The sequence below is a fragment of the Castellaniella hirudinis genome (genome assembly GCF_042651965.1).
Classification (GTDB): domain Bacteria; phylum Pseudomonadota; class Gammaproteobacteria; order Burkholderiales; family Burkholderiaceae_B; genus Castellaniella; species Castellaniella hirudinis.
Genome location: NZ_JBHSDY010000005.1, coordinates 169,959 through 188,012, shown reverse-complemented (window position 1 = coordinate 188,012; position 18,054 = coordinate 169,959). Strand labels below are relative to the sequence as shown.

Genomic DNA, 18,054 nt, shown 5'->3' with positions numbered 1-18,054 from the left:
ATATCCTCAGCGGACCAAACTCGCGCCATAGACTCCCCATCCAGCATGCCCACAGGCATGCTGGTGGTTTGGCATGTTCGCTACTATCCAAACCGCTTGGGTTTATATAAACTATGGCTACCATCCTGCGATTCGAAGGCTGGCGTGTCGTGATCTACCCCAATGATCACCGTCCGCCCCACGTCCACGTGATCGGCCACGACGCTGAGGCCGTGTTCTGGCTCAATTGCCCGCATGGCCCACCGGAGCCCGCCCGGATCGCCGGGTTGGCGCACCACACGCTGTCCCGGATTCGCAAGCGGCTGGAAGCACACGCCCATCTGCTATGCCTGCACTGGAGCATGACCCATGACGATCTCTGACACCTTCCCCACGTCGCTCCCGGACGATGATGACCCCATCCCGGACACCGGCTACGCCGAGGCCGTGCGTTACGATGCCGCCTCACGGCGGATCGTCATCACGCTGCGCCACGGCCTCGAGCTGACCATTTCGGTTCATCTGCTGCAAGGGCTGGCGGACGCGCCGCCGGCCTCCCTGGACAGGATCGAAATCAGCCCGGAAGGCACTGGGCTGCACTGGCCGGATCTGGACGCGGATTTATATGTGCCCGCCCTGATCCAGGGGCTGTTCGGCACGCGCCGCTGGATGGCGAGCCTGCTCGGACAGGCGGGCGGGCGAGCTCGCTCCGAGGCCAAGACCCGGGCGGCGCGCCTCAATGGCCGCAAAGGCGGGCGACCACGCAAGCGGCCGGATGGCGGCTGAGATCACGCACCGCCCTCTCGAACACAGGCGCACCACCGCCAGGCCTGTCGATCTGACAATTTACTTAATATTTGAACTGATAATCATTATTGTTTAGAATTTATCCCTCATTCAGGACAGGTCTACAAGACACGCCTGATCCAGAGAGGGGAAATTCGCGCGAAGCCGCCGTCGGGCCCGGAAAACCTGCGGGGCTTTCACACCCTTTCCGCTCCCTTCATCGTCCACCGACCAGGAAAGACATGCGGAAATCCATTCATTCACCCAAGACCTGGGCGGCGCTCGCCGCGACCGGGTGCCTCGCGCTGGCCTCGGCGCCCGGCCATGCGCAAAACACCGCAACGAACGCGGGCGCCGCCGGCTCGACGGCCGCAACCGCCGACCAGGCGGCCAATGCCGGCAACGGCCAGGCGGTCAAGGAACTCGGCGCCGTCACCGTGACCGGCTCCGTCGGCGATCTGCAGAGCCTGGACTTCTACGCCCCCAATTCCAGCGTCGTGATCAGCGCCAAGGACATCGAAAATCAGGGCGCACGCAAGCTCGACGAGGCCCTGCAATACCAGGCGGGCATCCTCAGCGAACCCTTCGGCGGGGACAACAAGGTCGAATGGTTCAAGATCCGGGGGTTTGACGCATCGACCTCGCTGGACGGCACGCCGACGACCCCGAACGGATTCTTCGTCTGGAAACCGGAGATCTTCGGCGTTGAACAGGTTGAAGTCCTGAAAGGCCCCAGCGCACTGGAATTCGGCGCATCCGAGACCGGCGGCGCAGTCAACCTGGTCACCAAGCGGCCCCACAAGGAAGAATCCCTGCTGATGAACGCCGAGGCAGGCCATCGCGGCCGCCTGGGCCTGGGCATCGACTACAACGGCATCGCCAACGAGGCAGGCAACGTCTATTACCGCATCGTCGCCCAGGCTCGCCGCGCGGACAGCATGCAGCGCGAAACGGACATGAAGAGCTACTATCTGGCGCCCAGCCTGACGATGGACTTCAATGATCGTACGTCCCTGACGCTGCTCACCAGCATCCAGCGCGAGGACGGCCGCCCCACCAACGGTTTCCTGTCCGGCTACGGCACCCTCATCGACACTCCCTACGGCAAGATCGATCGGCGGCTGAACGCGGGCGAGCCTGGTTTCGACCATCTGAAGCGCACGCAGATCAGCGCCGGCTGGCTGTTCAGCCACAAGCTGAGCCCGGACTGGACCTTCACGCAGAACTACAAGTATTCCCACCTGGACATCGACCAGCGCAACGTATTCGCCTGGTCATCGGACAACAATCGCGAACTGCTGCGCGGCTATTCGCTCACCGACGGCAGCACCAGCAACCACTACATCGACAACCGGATCAAAGGCCATGTGCGCCTGGGCGAATCGGTGGAGATCCTGCCCGTCGTCGGCATCGACTACCTGAAGTCCAGCACCTCTGGCCGCAACAACGGCTTCGGCTGGGCGCCGAACCTGGACATGTTCGATCCGGTCTACGGCCAGTCTTTCCCGGTCACCGCACTCCCTTACGACCTGCATACCAACCAGCTGGGCTTGTACGCCTCCGCCCAGGCGCGGGTCGGGTCGCACTGGAACTTCAATGCCGGCATCCGGCACGACCGTGCCAGAAGTGACAGCCTCAGCAGCGGGACGATCGCCGGATACGACGCCAGCCACAACAGCGTGAACGTCGGCGCCATGTACATCAGCGACTACGGTGTCTCCCCCTACGTCAGCTATTCCGAATCCTTCAAGCCCATCGCAGGCGCCGACGGCCACGGCAATGGCTACCAGCCCTACGAGGGGAAACAGAAGGAAGTCGGGATCAAGCTGGAGCCCGACTGGCTGGACGGCACCGTGACCCTGGCCTATTTCGACATCGAAGAAAAGAACGCCCTCGTCACGGACGCATCCAACATCCAATCGCAGAGCGGCAAACGCACCAACAAAGGCGTGGAACTGCAGGGTGATTTCAGGATCACGCCACGCACCGGCCTGAAGGTCAGCTACACCTACAACCACTCCCGCCAGGACATCGACGGTGGACGGACCATCCGCACGCCGTTGATCCCTCGCCACCAGGCCAGCCTCTGGGTCGATCACCGCTTCGACATGCCTCGCGGCGGCGCACTGACGGTCGCAGCCGGCGTACGCTACAACGGCTCGACGAACGATCAGAAAAACTACCCGGGCGAAACCGTGCCCAGCTACACCCTGCTCGACCTGATGGCACGCTACCAGATCGACCGCAACTGGGCCGTGCAGTTGAACGCGCGCAACCTGGCCGACAAGACCTACGTCAGCGCTTGCGACTTCTACTGCTACTACGGCAGTGAACGCACCATCGACATGCAGTTGCAATATCAATGGCGCTGAGTCAATGACACTGAGCCCGGCCCCATCCCGGGACGCCGCATGCCCTGGACAGTCCGCCTGGACTGTCCAGGGTCTTTTCACGGTCGCTTTCCTGGGCATCGCCGCCGGCCTGCAAATGGCCGACGTCGGGCTGCAGGCCGTCTCCCTGTCCGCCATCCAGAAAAGCTTCGGCGTCGGCGACGCCGCCCTGGGCGCGCTGCAGGGACTGGCAGGCATCCTGATCGCCAGCGCGCTGGCGATCCCGCTGGCGCGCTTCGCGGACCGCTACTCGCGCAAGCGGGTGCTGCTGTGCCTGATCGCGGTCTCGTCCGCCCTGATGGGGCTGAGCGCCATCGCGCACACGTTCCCGCTCTTCTTCATCGGCCGTTCGGCCGCGGGCGTCACCGAATTCGCCATGGTTCCGCTGGTCTACTCCATGATTCCCGACCTGGCACCGGAGCGGCACCGGGTGGCGTCCAATCTCGGCTTCGCGGCCCTGATGGCGGCCGGGGCGAGCGGCGGCTTCTATTTCAGCGACGTCATCCTGTCCGCGGCGGACACGCTGTTCGCCTGGGAGGCGGAACCCTGGCGCAAGGCCTTTCTGCTGCTCGGCATGGCCGGCCTGCCCCTGCTGCTGCTCGGCGCCCTGACGGCCGACCCTGTCCGCCACCTCGGTGCGGACGACCGCGCGGCCCACGGGTCGCTGCCGGCCTTCCTGCGGCTGCGCTGGCGGGCCGTCGGCCTGTTCGTCGGCACGGCCGGCTGCCTGATCACCGCGGTGCAGGCGCTCAACCAGTTGATCGCGCTGTCGCTGGAACGCCGGTTCGACGCCGCGCCCGGCGACATCGGCCACGCCATGGGGCTCATCATCCTGCTCACCAGCGTCGGCTGCCTGCCGGTGGCCGGACTGCTGGACCGCGCCCTGGCCAGGCGCATCGGCCAGGCGGCGCGCCCCCTGGTCATGGGCCTGTCGGTGGTCATCGCCATCCCGGTGCTCCTGCTGCTGACGTCCATGCGCACGCTCGACCAGGCCTTCATCGCCGTCGGGCTGTTCCTGTTCATGACCTGCACGGCCAACGCCCTGGTGCCCACCATGCTGCAGGATCTGGCGCCCGCGTCCCTCAGGGCGCGCTGCTTCGCCCTCTGGAGCTTCGTCGTTTCGCTGTTCGGCGCCGCCGGCCCGCTGCTGGCCGGCACGCTGTCGGACGGGATGTTCGACAAGCATCTGCTGAACGCCGTCGCCGCCGTCGCCGTGCCGGCGCTGACGGTGTCCGCCGGCTGCGCCCTGCGGTCCGTCCTGCGGACGATCAAAGAACGGCGGCTGGCGGCGGAAAGCCCCGCCTAGGAGCGCCCCGCCCCTGCCGGCGGCACCGGCACCCCCGCGCACCGGCAGGCGAAGGCCCAGAACAGCGCCGCCTGCGCGAACGCCTGGTCCCGATCGTCGCTGCCCTGGTGGCCGCTGTCCGGGTCCAGGACCAGGATCGCCGGCCGGTCGCCGGTCCCCCGGCGGCGGATGTTCGCCACCAGCTTGGCCGGTTCCCAATAGGGCACGCGGTCGTCCTTCAGTCCGGCCGTGCACAGCAGCGGCGGATAATCGGCCCGGCCGACGTTCTCGTAGGGCGAAATGCCGGCGATCCAGTCATAGGCCTGCGGGTCGTCCAGCGGGTCGCCCCAGTCCGGGCGCAACAGCGGCACCAGCGGATGATCGGCGTCGCTCATGGTGTTCAGCATGTCGACGAAAGGCACCTGGGCGATCACGCCCGCCCAGAGCCCGGGCTCCATGTTCATCGCGCCGCACACCAGCAGCCCGCCGGCCGACACGCCATGGGCCACGATCCGGCCGGGCGCGGCATGGCCGCTTGCCGCCAGATGGCGCGCGCAGGCGATGAAATCGGTCATCGAATGGCCTTTGTGTTCGCGGCATCCGTCCTGGTACCAGCGCGCGCCCTTCTCCGATCCGCCGCGCACGTGCGCGATCGCATACCGGAACCCGGCATCGACCAGCACCGCCGCCGGCCAGGAAAAATCGGGCTCCCGGGCGATGCCGTAGGCGCCATAGCCCGTCAGCAGCAACGGCTGCGGCCCATGCGCATCCCGTCGGGACAGCACGGTCATGGGCACGGTTTCCCCATCCGGCGCCCGTGCCTCCAGTCGTTCGACACAGTACGCAGCGGGATCGAAGCCGCGCGGATCGGCGCGTCCCGCCACATGCCGGCGTCCGCTCGCCAGGTCCACGTCCACCCAGCACGGCGGGCTGGCCGGCGCCTGATGCGTGATGCGCGCCTGCCCGGCGCCATAGGGCTGCAGGGCGGCGAGCGCGAGGCAATAGGCGGGCTCATCGAATCCGATCGTCGTCTCCCGCCCGTCGAGATGCGTCAGCACGAGACGATGCAGGCCCTGGACGCGTTCCAGCCGGACGAGCGCCTCGGCGAAAGGCCGGATCGCGAGGATGGGCACACCGGCCCGGTGGGGGATCAGTTCGTCGCGGACCTCGAGCGTGACGGGATCGAGGCGCAGCAGCTTGCGATCGACCGCCCCGTCCGCATCGGTCAGCATCAGCAGGGCGCCGTTCCACTCGTCCACCTCGTAGCGCACGCCCCGCCGGCGCGGCCGCACCGGACGGGGCGAGTCCGTCTCGGCGTCGGCGGCGATCAGCCGGACCTCGCCGGTGTCCGGGCCGGCCAGCGTCAGCGTCACGAAGCCGCCGGCCGCCGTACGCGCCACCCGCATGAAGATGGCGGGATCCTGCTCCTCGTGGACCAGCGCCGCCTCGCCGCCCTCGACCGGGGAACGGTACAGGCGGGTCGGACGGCTGTGCGCGTCGCGCCAGATCCAGAACAGGTGGCGGGACGAAGGTGAAAAGGTGAAGCCGCCGTAGCCGAAGGCATCGGCCGCCACCAGGGTGCGGACGTCGCCGCTGGCGATGTCGAGCAGGCAGATCCGGTGGCGATCATCGCCGACCACATCTTCCGCCCAGGCAAAATAGCGGCCGTCCGGGCTGGGCTGATGGTCCGTCGCGCGATAGTAGGCGTGCCCCTCGGCGCGCACGGCTTCGTCGAGCAGGCGCTGAGTCCGCCCATCCGCGTCGGAACGGCAAAAGACGCGATGCGAACCGCCTTCGGGCAGCCCGGCGTGATAGCGCCAGCCCGCCGCCGCGGGGGGCGGCGGCTCCTGGATGGCAGGTGCTCCGGCGCTCAGGCGTTCATGGAACCATCGAACGTCGGCTTCCAGGGGATGCAGGACGTCCTGCGCATACCGCATCTCGGCCTGCAGATGATCGCGCAGGCGCGGCGGCAGCGTGTCCAGCGTCCGCGTCCCGGATGACGGGATGAGTTTCATCCAGGCATAGGCATCGGTGCGCACGCGTCCGAGCTGCCGGATTTCGTGGGTCTCGCGGGGAGCGACGGGAGGCTGGACATCGGGCCAGACCGGCGGCCGGCCGGGAGATACGAAAGAGGAAGGCATGGACGCGGAGAGGATCGGGGCATGCCCTTGATCGAGAATGAATCGCAGGGATTCTATCACCCTGACTCGAGCGGAAATGGCGCGGAACCTGACAGGAACCTGTCAACGAATTTGTATCTCTTCTTCACAATTCCTTCACATTTCAATCTTCTAATAATAGAATGCGATTCGTTCTTATTTAGATTCTTATAACATTTAATGGAGAAGCTCTTGGTATCGCACCCTTCCGCCTCCCGGACCCTGCTGGGCTCGTCCCTCGCCCTGGCGCTCGCCGCACCGGGAACATTTCTGCCAACGGCCGCGCAAGCCCAAGCCACCGGCAAACCCGCCACGCTGAGTCCCGTGACGGTTCAAGGCGACCGGGGCGACACCTACAAGACCGACGAAGCATCCCAGGCCAAGTTCACGGCGCCGCTGCTGGACACGCCCAAGTCCGTCCAGGTCATTCCCCAGGCCATCATCCAGGACACCAACGCGACCTCGCTGGAAGACGTCCTGCGCAATTCACCGGGCATCACCTTCGGCGCCGGCGAAGGCGGCCAGCCCCTGGCCGACCGCCCCTTCATTCGCGGGGCCTCTTCGGCCAGCAACCTCTACGTGGACGGTGTCCGCGATGCGGGTGGCCAGACGCGCGAGATATTCAATCTGGAAAGCGTGGAAGTCATCCGCGGCGCCGACTCTGTCCTGGGCGGGCGAGGCACCGGCGGCGGCAGCATCAATCTGACCAGCAAGCACGCGCATCTGGGCAACGCCGCCAGCGCCAGCCTGGGCATCGGCACCGACAAGTATTTCCGCGCCACCGCCGACGGCAACTGGCAGTTCAGCGACACAGCGGCCTTCCGCCTGAACGTCATGGGCGCCTCGGGCGACATGCCGGGCCGCGATGCCGTGGACTACAAGAACTGGGGCGTAGCGCCGACGATTTCTTTCGGGCTGGGCACGCCGACGCGCGCCTCGATCAGCTTCTACCACTATCAGACGGACGGAATGCCGGATTACGGGGTGCCGTTGACGCGCGGCACCACCATTGAGACCGACACCGGCATCCTCGACGTAGACCGCGATACTTTCTACGGCCTGGACCGCGACTTCCGCAAGACCAGGGCGGACATCGGCACGATCGAATTGGAACACGACATCACGGATCGGCTGACCCTGCGCAACGCCACCCGCTACGGGGAAACAATCAATGACTACGTCGTCACCAACCCGGGGGACGGCACCCGAAAATTCGATCCGGTCACCCAACAATGGTGGCTGCAGCGCGGCACCAAGTCCCGTTGGCAGAAAAGCACCATGCTGGCCAACGTGACCGAACTGTCGGGCAAGTTCGAGACGGGCGGCCTGAAGCACAGCTTCAACGCCGGCATCGAACTGTCCCAGGAAACCACGAAGAACGCGAGCTACGCTCTCAGCACTACACGCGGCGCGGCATGCCCGGCCGTCTTCGGCGCCGGCAAGCTCGACTGCACACCACTCTACAACCCCAATCCGAACGACCCCTGGTCCGGCTCCATCACACGCGGCGCGTTGAGCCTGGACGCCAAGTCCACTACGCAAGCCGCCTACTTCTCCGACAGCATCGCCCTGTCCGACCAGTTCATGGTCAATGCCGGCCTGCGCTTCGACCGCTACCGGATCTCGGGCGAATCGACCGTGGGACGCGGCTCGACCGCGATGGTGCCCAGCGACGGCTCCTGGAACATGTTCAACTATCAGATCGGCCTGATCTACAAACCCGCGCAGAACGGCAGCATCTACCTGAGCTACGCCACCGCCTCGACTCCGCCGACCATGTCGGGCGGCGACCAGGAAGGCATCAGCCCCACCATGGAAGAGCTGCGCCCCGAAAAAAGCAGCACCGTCGAGCTGGGCACCAAGTGGAACGTCCTGGACGAGCGCCTGGGCCTGACCGCCGCAATCTTCCAGACTGAACGCCGCGATGCGCAGATTGAAGTCGAGCCCGGCCTCTTCGCTCAGGCAGGCAAGACTCGCGTGCGCGGCCTGGAACTGGGTATCAACGGCAAGATCACGCCGAAGTGGGCTGTCTACGGCGGCTACACCTACATGGACAGCGAGCTGGTGCAAGGCGCCTACAACGGCGTCAACGAAGGCGATCCCCTGGCGAATACGCCCAAGCACAGCTTCAGCCTGTGGTCCACCTACAAGGTCCTGCCGCCCCTCACCGTGGGCGCAGGCGCCTACTACGTCGGCAAGACCTTCGGCGGCAATCAGGGCGGGGCCGGCGGCGGCGCCAGCGGCGTCTACATGCCCGCCTACTGGCGCTTCGACGCCATGGCGGCCTACCAGGTCAACAAGAACCTCAGCTTCCAACTGAACGCCCTGAACCTGACCGACAAGGACTACTACACGCATACCAACGGCGTGCACCATGCCGACTTCGGGCCCGGCCGCCAGTTCATCCTGACCGCGAACCTGAAGTATTGATCTGAAGGATTGACCCTCCCTGAAGCCTCGGGCGCCAGGCCCGGAGCTTCAAGTGCCCAACCTGGCAAGACGCCCTCGCAGCGACTCTGCTGCGGGGGCGTCTTGCCATGCGCCGCCCGCTGCCACGTTCAGCCCGCCCCTCGGCTCACCTCATCACACCACACTACGCTTGATCACACCCCGATGCACACTGCCCGCCCGTGCATGGCAATTTCCACTCCGTTGTTATTTTCCTACACGGCACTGTGTTTTACATCAAATTCTGACATTTTCCTGACTGTATTCTGACAGATTACTGAATTTTTAATGAGAACGGTTATCATGCGTCTTCTCACTCAATAAATTGATACCTGTCAAGAAATGGAACCGATCAACGAGCATCAGCCACAAAAATCCACGAAACGGCCACTAAGTCAGACGACGTCTCTCAGTGCGGCTCTGTGCGGCGCCCTGACAGTGGCGCCCGGGTTTGCCCTGGCGCAGACCACCGGTGTCTCGGAGCTGTCGCCCATCCAGGTGACTGGCCAGGCACCCGCTTTCAAGGCGGATCATGTCCAGTCCGTGAAATTCCAGGCGCCCCTGGTGGATACCCCGCAGACCATCAGCATCGTGCCTGCGGAGGTACTGGAACAACAAGGTGCTCAAAGCCTGCAGGACGTGCTGCGCAACGTGCCCGGCATCACCTTCTCATCCGGCGAAGGCGGCGCGGGCTGGGGTGACATGTTCACCATTCGCGGCTTTTCGGCCGAACAGAGCATCACGGTGGACGGCGTGCGCGACAGCCAACTGTCCACCCGCACCGACATCTTCAACATGGAGCAGGCCGAGGTCTACAAGGGCACGGGGTCCATCGAATCCGGCGTGGCCGCCGTCGGCGGTTCGGTCAACCTGGTCAGCAAGACGCCCCATCTGGGCAGTCTGTACCGCGCCGGCCTGGGCGTGGGCACCGACCAGTACCGCCGGGCGACAGTGGACATCAACCACCAGCTCGGCGAATCCACGGCGTTCCGCATCAATGCCATGGGCCACCACAACCGCGTCGCGGGCCGGGGCCCCACCGAGTTCGAGCGCTGGGGTGTCGCGCCCTCACTGAGCTTCGGCCTGGGCACCCCCACGCGCGTCACGCTGTCCTACTTCCACCAGAAGGACAAGAACATCCCGGACTTCGGCGTGCCGGTCGGACGCGACGGCGAACGCATGCAACACATCTCACGGGACTTCTGGGGCGGCCTGAAGAACGCCGACATCGAGGAAACCGAAGTCGACGCCTTCGACCTGAACCTGGAACATGACTTCACCGACAAGGCATCGATCCGCAATCATTCCCGCTGGTCGCAGACCAAGCGTTTCACGCACCTGACGACTGGCGGACGGTTGCTGAACGCGCCCGGAGCCACCCATCAAGGGCAGATCATCCCCAACCCCGGAAACAGTAACTATTGGGGTTATGACAACGCCGGCAATGAAGTCTATCCGACCGGCCACTGGGCTGTGGCACGGCTGTTCGGCAACACCAATTCCTACCGGGGCAAGATCTTCGCCAACCAGACCGACCTGAACCTGGACTTCCAGACCGGCGCCGTCCGCCATCAGATGGTTACGGGCGTGGAGTACTACCAGGAAAGCTACCGCAAGGATCCCTACAGCCGCTGGTTGCCGAATATCGGCAACAATCGCTGGGTCATTGATGTCCGCGATCCGAACACCCATTATGACGGCCCCTGGGCCACCAAGACCAGCACGGACAGCAGCGGCGCCGAAGTCACCAACCTGGGGGTCTACGTCTACGACCAGATCACCTTGACGCCGCAATGGGAAGTCGCCGCCGGCCTGCGTCACGACTACTACAAAGTGAAATGGTACGAAGCCAACGGCCAAGTCGCGCCCTATAGCCAAAGCGACGGCATCTGGAGCGGTCGCCTGGGCCTGATCTACAAGCCCGCCGAAAACGGCAGCGTGTACCTGTCCTACAGCCGCGCCTCCCAGCCCTCTGCTTCGGCGGCGGCCTCGCGCAGCGGCGGCGGCGGCAATGCCAACGTCTCATCTTACTCGCCAGGCGTGGCCAACACCTGGGAACTGGGCACCAAATGGGAACTGTTCGACCAGCGCCTGCTGGCCACGGCCGCCCTGTTCCAGGTCGAGCGCAGCAATCCCAGCGATACCGACGACCTGGGGAATCCGACCCAGCGCGCTGCCAAGGAACGGGTGCGCGGTCTGGAACTGGGCCTGGCGGGATCGTTCACTCCGCGCTGGTCGGCCTATGCAGGCGCAGCCTTCATGCAGAGCAAGATCCTGGAGGACGCAGGCGATCCGCTGCAGGAAGGCGGCAAGATGAAGAACGTGCCCGACATGACCTTCAATCTGTGGACAACCTACGACTTCACACCCAAGTTCTCCGGCAGCCTGGGAGCCCAGTATGTCGGCGAGCGGCGCTTCCGTGAAGGCAATACCGTATCAGCCAAGGGGGGGCACTCCGCCAAGGTCGATGCGCCGTCCTACTGGGTCGCCAATGCCGCATTGTCCTATCAGGCGAACAAGAACCTGAACCTGCGGCTGAACGTGAACAACCTGTTCGACAAGTTCTACTACCAGCAGGTGTCCAGCAGTTCCGACGGCTTCCAGTTGTTCGGCGTACCGGGCGCAGGCCGTACTGTCATCCTGAGCGCCGAAGCCAGCTTCTAAGGCCAGTCGTCATTGCCCGAACGCAGCTCATGCCGCGTCCGGGCGTGAAAACGGGGCAGCCCCGCCTGGGTCGGCCCCGTTTTCATGTCTGGAGAAGACAATCATCCGGCCCCGGGCCAGCTCCGGAGTTGCTATGCTTGCAGTCTGATCCCAAACCGATTCCCAAAGCGGAACGTCCCCCATGCTGCTGACCCTCCCCGATCTGCTGACCCCCGAGCAAACCCGCCAATGCCGCGCCGCGTTGGAGCAGGCGGCCTGGGCCGATGGCCGCGAGACCGCCGGCCACGTTGCCGCGCAGGTCAAGCGCAACCGGCAACTGCCGCTGGACCATTCCGACGCCCAGCAATGGGGCCAGATCATCGTCCAGGCCCTGTCGGCGAACCCCACCTTCATGTCCGCCGCCCTGCCCGCGCGCATCCTGCCGCCGCGCTTCAACCGCTACGAAGGCGGCGAGGAATACGGTTTTCACATCGACAACGCGATCTTCCAGGTGTCCAATACGACCACGCGCATCCGCACGGACGTGTCCACCACGGTATTCTTCAGCGACCCGGACGAATACGAGGGCGGCGAACTCATCATCCAGGACACCTACGGCGAACAGCGCATCAAGCTGCCCGCCGGCCACGCCGTGGTCTACCCCGGGACCAGTCTGCACCGCGTCACCCCCGTCACCCGGGGCGTGCGCTATGGCTCATTCTTCTGGACCCAAAGCCTGGTGCGCGACGACAGCCGCCGCGCACTGCTGCTGAACCAGGACATCGCCATCCAGCGCCTGATCCAGGCCGGCGCCGACCCCGAAACCGTCGCCCAACTGACGGGGGTCTATCACAATCTGCTGCGCATGTGGTCGGAGGTGTAAGGCAGCACGCCGCCACACTGCATTCGTAGTTCTCCGCACGGACATTTCCGCACCGTCGACGCTCATGCGTCAACGGGAACGAGCATACTCATCTCGCTCGCGCCAATTCAGCGCAAAGCCCCAACCTCTTGGCCCACCTCCGGCCCACGCCATGCCGCTACAGCTGACGCGGGATGATCCGTCACACCTGTTCTTTTAATAAGTACTATTTTTTAGTATCATTTAAATGAAAAGCAGGCACCGCAAGACATTAGCGCTGATCTTCTCCAAGCCCACCCCAGCCGGTGTGAAATGGGCCGATGCCTGTGCACTGTTGACCGAGTTGGGCGCCAGCCTGACCGAACGCGAAGGGTCCCGCGTCGCGATCTTCCTGTACGGACAAGTGAAGGTCATGCATCGGCCACACCCTTCTCGAGACATGGACAAGGGCGCCATCGCCTCGCTGCGGCGCTGGCTCGAAGAGCATGGAGTACAGCCATGAAGAACATCATGACGATCAACGGCCATCCAGCCGTCATCAACTACGATCCCGACCTGGAAATGTTCCGGGGCGAATTTATCGGACTCAATGGCGGCGCTGACTTCTATGCCAGCGACATCGTCGGATTACGGCACGAAGGTGAGCAATCGCTCGAGATATTCCTGGAAGAATGCCGTCGGCGCGGGGTCGAGCCGCGAAAGCGCTTCTCGGGCCGGTTCGTGCTCCGGCTCCCGGCCGATACACACGAGGCCGCAACCCTGGCGGCAGCTGCGCATGGAGAAAGCCTGAATCAATGGGCCGCCAGAATACTAGGCAGCGCACTGGATCGCCCCCCAAGCAAACCGCCTGGACCTCACTGCTGGACGCCTGATGCCGCAACCTGAACCCGTTCAGCACCGCGTCCAGCGGGCTGAGGTCCAGGGCGAAGCGCGCCTGGGCAAGCACCCCGACTTTATGATTTGACGCGGCATTCGCAGTTCTCCCCACGGATGTTTCCATCCCGCCAGCGTCCTAAGTTCCCCGAGTATCCGCATACTGTTCTGGCGACTCACAACAAGTGATACGTCGTGCAAGAACACATCACTTGCTCTCACTTCATTCAAATATTTGCATATTTATGCAGGTACAAGCATAATTTACCCATCGACATCATGAAACCTCTGAAGTTTCTCGGGTCCAGCCAGAAAGATCTGCTCGCTATGCCCGCTGACGTGCGGTACGAGCTCGGGCTTGAATTGATGACTGTGCAGTTCGGCGGGGAACCGCGCGATTTCAAGCCCATGCCGGACGTAGGCCCGAGCGCTTATGAAATTCGCTACCGAGACGCCGCCAACGGTGCATTCCGAGTGATGTACGTCGCCAAGTTCGCCGATGCGATCTATGTCTTGCACGCCCTCCAGAAGAAGACGCAAAAGACAACCAAGGCAGACGTGGGCCTGACCGCCAAACGCTACAAGATGATTAGAGTCTGATCATGAAAAAAACCGATCCCCGCTGGAATGACGAAAGCTGCACGCCCGGCAGCGGCAATGTCTTCATCGATCTGGGCTTCGATCCCGCCGAAGCTCAAGTCATGCAGTTGCGTGCCGAAGTCATGATCCGCACAGCCCAGCGCTTGAAAGAGCAAGGCTGGACTCAAGCCGAAGCCGCTCAAAAACTCGGCATTACGCAGCCTCGCGTCTCTCGCCTGATCAGGGGCAAGGTGGAAGACTTCAGCCTGGATATGTTGCTGACGCTGGCAGCCCGCGCCGGCCTGCACCCGGAACTGCGACTGTCAAGCTGATCCGTTTCATCGGATCGACAGCATCAGGCGCCAGGCCGACATCGCCCACCACGAATCCGCCTGATGCCGCAACCTGAACCCGTTCAGCACCGCGTCCAGCGGACTAAGGTCCAGGGCGAAGCGCGCCTGGGCGCGCACCACGAGTCTGCTGGGTTGACGGTCCTGCCGTAGTTTCCCTCACGGACCTTCCTGTCCCGACGATGCGCATTCGGCCGTCGGCGCAAGCATGCTATTCCCCCATAGCCCACTTTCCGGGGAGTCCGCATGAATCGGCACGATGCCTGCTACCGACGCCTGTTTTCCGACCCACGCCTACTGCGTGATCTGCTTGCCTGCGCCGTCCAGGATCCCTGGATCGATACGCTGAACTGGATCGGCCTGCAACCGGTACCCGCTGAATACATCAGCGACGATCTGCGCCGCCGTTGCGGCGACGCGGTCTGGCGTATCCCTCAAAAACCCGCTGCCGACGGCACACCGCCCGCCACCGATCTGTACATCCTGATCCTGCTGGAATTTCAGAGTCAGCCAGTCCGGATCATGGCACTACGACTGCTGACCTATGCCGGCCTGCTGTATGAATCTCTGCTGCAGCACCGGCTGATTCCAACCGGTGCGCCATTGCCACTGCTGCTGCCGATCGTCTTGTACAGCGGCCATCGCCGCTGGCGCGCGCCCACGGAACTGTCGGCTCTGCTGACACCCGCCGATCCCGCGCTGGCCCGCTACCAGCCCCAATTGCGCTACCTGCTGATCGACGAAGGCGCCCTGCTGCAAGCGGGCGCGCTGCCTGACCGGAATCTGGCCACACTGTTGTTTCGCATGGAGCATGCCCAGGGCATTGATGAACTACGAGAAATCGTCCACACTTTGCTCGACGCCACGATCGATCCTGGTTTCGAGGAACTACGGCGCGCCTTTACCCTCTGGTTGCGTCATGTGCTGCTGGCGCGCGTCGTCCCCAGCGCATCACCCCCAGAAACCACTGATCTGCAGGAGTTCAACATGACACTCGCTGAAAAAGCCATCACCTGGACCGAGCAATGGGAACAGCAAGGCCAAGCGCACTTGTTGGAGCATCAACTTGCCCACCGCTTTGGTCCGCTGCCCGCTCACCTCATCGAACAACTGCACAGCGCATCGGCCACTCAGCTGGAAGCCTGGGCGCTGAATGTCATCGACGCCGCCACCCTGGACGAGGTGTTTCGGGGCTGACACCCGCCCTAATGCCGCAACCTGAACCAGTTCAGCACCGCATCCAGCGGGCTGTGGTCCAGGGCGAAGCGCGCCTGGGCGCGCACCACGGGCTTGGCCCGGTAAGCCACTGAATAGAACGCCTGCGCCATCATGGGCAGGTCATTCGACCCATCTCCCAGCACGATGATCTGCTCGGACGTTGCGCCCACGGATTCGGCCAGCGCGCGCACGTGGCGCGCCTTGGTGGCGCCGTCGACGATGTCGCCCAGCACCCGGCCCGTCAGCACGCCGTCAACGGCCTCCAGGACGTTGGCATGGGCCTCGTCCAGCGCCAGCCCCCGGCGCAGGCGTTCGGTGAAGAAGGTAAATCCCCCGGACACCAGGATCGTCTTCAGGCCGTGAGCGCGGACAGCTTCGATCAGGCGCTCGGCGCCGGGGTTCAGCCGCAGGCGTTCGGTAAACACCTGCTCCAGCGCGGTTTCCGGCACGCCGCGCAGCAGGGCGACGCGACGGCGCAGGCTTTCGGAGAAATCCTTGATCTCGCCGCGCATGGACGCCTCGGTGATCGCGGCGACCTCGGCCTTGCGGCCCACGGCGTCGGCGATCTCATCGATGCACTCGATATTGACCAGGGTAGAGTCCATGTCCATGGCCAGCACCCGGCAGTCGCCCAGGCGATGCACGGTCTCCAGCCAGGCCGCGTCCATGCGGACGGCCGCAGCCTGCGCCAGAGCCTCGTCCCGGCAATCCGGATCGACGTCCAGCAGGCGCACGGCGGTGGGGCCCAGTTCCTGGACGCCGCCCGCGCAGGCCACGGCTGCCAGCCGTTCGATGTCCGCCGCCGACAGGCGCGGCGCCTGCAGGATGATGTGTGCCATGTCAAAAGTCCTCGGGATTCAGCGCGGCCATTTTAGTGGATACTGACGACAAGACCAGGCGGGAACGCCCACGCGCCGCCGACCGGTCTATGGCATCCTTCACCTTCCATCCCAAACCCCGGAACCTCCCATGACCGCCCCCCTCTGCGCCCAGGACTATGCCGAACAGGCCCGCGCACGCCTGGACCCCTCGATCTGGGCCTGGCTGGACTCCGGCGGCGCGGACGAACATACCGCCCACGCCAATCTCGGCGCCTGGCCGGCCCTGCGGCTGCGCAGCCGCGCGCTGCGGCCGCTGGCCGGCGCGCATACCCGCCTGACACTGAATGGCCGGACGCTGGCGCACCCGATCCTCATCGCTCCGACCGCCTGGCACGGCCTGGTCCACCCGGACGGCGAAACCGCGACCGCGCTGGCGGCTGCGGCCACCGGCACGCCTTATGTGCTCAGCGCCCAGTCCGGCACGGCCATCGAAACACTGGCCGCCCTGCCCGAGCCCCCCCATCTGTGGTTCCAGCTCTACGCCCAGACCCGCCGCGAGGACACGCTGGCCCTGGCAAGCCGCGCCCTGCGGGCCGGCGCCCGCGCCCTGGTGCTGACTGTGGACGCCCCCGTGAACGGCGTGCGCAACGCCGAACAACGCAGCGGTTTCAGCAAGCCCGACACGATCCGCTCCGTGCATCTGGACGGCCTGTCGCCGCCCGCTGCGCGAACAGCGCCGCCCGGCGGCAGCCCCCTGTTCGACAGCGGCCTGCTGGATACCGCCCCGACCTGGGATGACGTGGCCTGGCTGCGCCACCGCCTGCCCGCCGGCACGCCGCTATGGCTCAAGGGGATTCTGGACCCGGAGGACGCGCGTCTGGCCCTGGCGCACGGGGTCGACGGCCTGATCGTTTCCAACCACGGCGGCCGCTGCCTGGACACCCTGCCCTCCACCTGCGAAGCCCTGCCGGCCATCGCGCAGGCCGTGGCGGGCCGCATCCCCATGCTGGTGGACGGCGGCATCCGGCGCGGCACGGACATCCTCAAGGCCTTGGCGCTGGGCGCCCAGGGCGTGCTGATCGGCCGGCCCGCGCTGCACGCGCTGGCCGTCGGCGGCGCACCCGCGCTGGCGCACCTGGTTCAAATACTGCGGGGGGAACTGGAAGTGGCGATGGCCCTGACGGGCTGCCGCACGCTGGCCGACGTGGACGCAGGAGTGCTCTATTGAATCAACGGCGCCGCCGCAACATATAGCGCCAGACGAATCCCGGATAACCCAGCACCAGGAACAGGGCCAGGGTCACGGCATAGAATTCCCAGCGCTGGGGAAAGGCGTTGCCCAGGTTCAGTTCCAGGGCGAAGCCCAGGGTGCCGACCAGCACGTAGCCGACCAGGACTTCCAGCAGGCGGTCGAAGAAGGACTTGACGTGGCCGACACGGCGCGGCGCGGCGGCAGAGGCCGCACCCGCGGCAGCCGTACTCGAAGCGACCGCACCCGAAGCCGCCCAGCGCCAGCCCGGCAGCGCCAGCAGCGCTCCCGCGATCAGCAGGCTGACCAGCAGCTTCAGCAAAAACAGCGCCGTCGTCGCGCCCCCGCCGGCGAACGACCCGCCCACCAGCTTCAGCGTGCCCCAGGACCACAGGGCCAGCGCCGCCAGAAA

At 65.0% G+C, this 18,054-nt stretch carries 17 protein-coding genes; 13 read left to right on the top strand and 4 right to left on the bottom strand.

The annotated features are described in order from the left end of the window. The first annotated feature begins 113 nt into the window (after positions 1 to 113). The 4 genes from ACFO0J_RS09105 to ACFO0J_RS09090 all read left to right on the top strand — a co-directional run bounded on the left by ACFO0J_RS09105 (position 114) and on the right by ACFO0J_RS09090 (position 4,461). A complete protein-coding gene (locus ACFO0J_RS09105; protein ID WP_376812747.1) occupies positions 114 to 362 on the top strand; it encodes a DUF4160 domain-containing protein in 249 nt (82 codons plus the stop codon). Next, on the top strand, positions 349 to 765 hold the full coding sequence (locus ACFO0J_RS09100) for a DUF2442 domain-containing protein (protein WP_376812746.1): 417 nt from the start codon (positions 349 to 351) through the stop codon (positions 763 to 765). The genes ACFO0J_RS09105 and ACFO0J_RS09100 overlap by 14 nt, the downstream gene beginning before the upstream one ends. Positions 766 to 1,007: 242 nt before the next feature. Then, positions 1,008 to 3,137 carry a TonB-dependent siderophore receptor gene (locus ACFO0J_RS09095; protein ID WP_376812745.1) on the top strand — a complete coding sequence of 710 codons (2,130 nt, stop codon included), beginning with the start codon at positions 1,008 to 1,010 and terminating at the stop codon, positions 3,135 to 3,137. Between the two features lie 4 nt (positions 3,138 to 3,141). Next, positions 3,142 to 4,461, top strand: a complete 1,320-nt coding sequence (locus ACFO0J_RS09090; RefSeq protein ID WP_376812744.1) for an MFS transporter — start codon at positions 3,142 to 3,144, stop codon at positions 4,459 to 4,461. Here the strand turns inward: ACFO0J_RS09090 and ACFO0J_RS09085 are convergent. Then, entirely contained in the window at positions 4,458 to 6,581 is a 2,124-nt protein-coding gene (locus tag ACFO0J_RS09085) for a S9 family peptidase (protein ID WP_376812743.1), read from the bottom strand. The two genes, ACFO0J_RS09090 and ACFO0J_RS09085, sit on opposite strands and share 4 nt — an antisense overlap. A gap of 210 nt (positions 6,582 to 6,791) precedes the next feature. Here ACFO0J_RS09085 and ACFO0J_RS09080 point away from each other — a divergent pair, with 210 nt between their 5' ends. The 7 genes from ACFO0J_RS09080 (at position 6,792) to ACFO0J_RS09050 (ending at position 14,336) form a co-directional block, all read left to right on the top strand. Further along, a complete protein-coding gene (locus tag ACFO0J_RS09080) occupies positions 6,792 to 9,029 on the top strand; it encodes a TonB-dependent receptor (protein ID WP_376812742.1) in 2,238 nt (745 codons plus the stop codon). Between the two features lie 360 nt (positions 9,030 to 9,389). After that, complete coding sequence (locus ACFO0J_RS09075; protein WP_376812741.1) at positions 9,390 to 11,711, top strand: TonB-dependent receptor; 2,322 nt, start codon at positions 9,390 to 9,392, stop codon at positions 11,709 to 11,711. A 181-nt stretch (positions 11,712 to 11,892) separates the two neighbouring features. Continuing rightward, positions 11,893 to 12,573, top strand: coding sequence for a Fe2+-dependent dioxygenase (locus tag ACFO0J_RS09070; RefSeq protein ID WP_376812740.1), 681 nt, complete (start codon positions 11,893 to 11,895; stop codon positions 12,571 to 12,573). 226 nt (positions 12,574 to 12,799) lie between these two features. Beyond that, complete coding sequence (locus tag ACFO0J_RS09065) at positions 12,800 to 13,054, top strand: type II toxin-antitoxin system HicA family toxin (protein ID WP_376812739.1); 255 nt, start codon at positions 12,800 to 12,802, stop codon at positions 13,052 to 13,054. After that, a complete protein-coding gene (locus ACFO0J_RS09060) occupies positions 13,051 to 13,437 on the top strand; it encodes a type II toxin-antitoxin system HicB family antitoxin (protein WP_376812738.1) in 387 nt (128 codons plus the stop codon). Before ACFO0J_RS09065 ends, ACFO0J_RS09060 begins: the two co-directional genes overlap by 4 nt. 267 nt (positions 13,438 to 13,704) lie before the next feature. Further along, positions 13,705 to 14,025: a type II toxin-antitoxin system RelE/ParE family toxin gene (locus ACFO0J_RS09055; protein ID WP_376812737.1), complete on the top strand. Its 321-nt coding sequence runs from the start codon at positions 13,705 to 13,707 to the stop codon at positions 14,023 to 14,025. 2 nt (positions 14,026 to 14,027) lie between these two features. Further along, positions 14,028 to 14,336 (top strand): helix-turn-helix domain-containing protein, encoded by a 309-nt coding sequence (locus tag ACFO0J_RS09050; RefSeq protein ID WP_376812736.1) that lies wholly within the window; start codon positions 14,028 to 14,030, stop codon positions 14,334 to 14,336. A 6-nt stretch (positions 14,337 to 14,342) separates the two neighbouring features. On the opposite strand, the gene ACFO0J_RS09045 is transcribed toward ACFO0J_RS09050, so the two are convergent. Further along, positions 14,343 to 14,477, bottom strand: a complete 135-nt coding sequence (locus ACFO0J_RS09045) for a hypothetical protein (protein ID WP_376812735.1) — start codon at positions 14,475 to 14,477, stop codon at positions 14,343 to 14,345. 123 nt (positions 14,478 to 14,600) lie between these two features. Between ACFO0J_RS09045 and ACFO0J_RS09040 the strand changes: the two genes are divergently transcribed. After that, entirely contained in the window at positions 14,601 to 15,551 is a 951-nt protein-coding gene (locus ACFO0J_RS09040) for an Rpn family recombination-promoting nuclease/putative transposase (protein ID WP_376812734.1), read from the top strand. 8 nt (positions 15,552 to 15,559) lie between these two features. Here ACFO0J_RS09040 and serB read toward each other — a convergent pair whose 3' ends face one another. Next, complete coding sequence (serB, locus tag ACFO0J_RS09035) at positions 15,560 to 16,411, bottom strand: phosphoserine phosphatase SerB (protein WP_376812733.1); 852 nt, start codon at positions 16,409 to 16,411, stop codon at positions 15,560 to 15,562. A gap of 130 nt (positions 16,412 to 16,541) precedes the next feature. Here serB and ACFO0J_RS09030 point away from each other — a divergent pair, with 130 nt between their 5' ends. Next, positions 16,542 to 17,621 carry an alpha-hydroxy acid oxidase gene (locus ACFO0J_RS09030; RefSeq protein WP_376812732.1) on the top strand — a complete coding sequence of 360 codons (1,080 nt, stop codon included), beginning with the start codon at positions 16,542 to 16,544 and terminating at the stop codon, positions 17,619 to 17,621. 1 nt (position 17,622) lies between these two features. On the opposite strand, the gene ACFO0J_RS09025 is transcribed toward ACFO0J_RS09030, so the two are convergent. Further along, complete coding sequence (locus ACFO0J_RS09025; protein WP_376812991.1) at positions 17,623 to 17,964, bottom strand: DUF2818 family protein; 342 nt, start codon at positions 17,962 to 17,964, stop codon at positions 17,623 to 17,625. Positions 17,965 to 18,054: the final 90 nt, after the last annotated feature.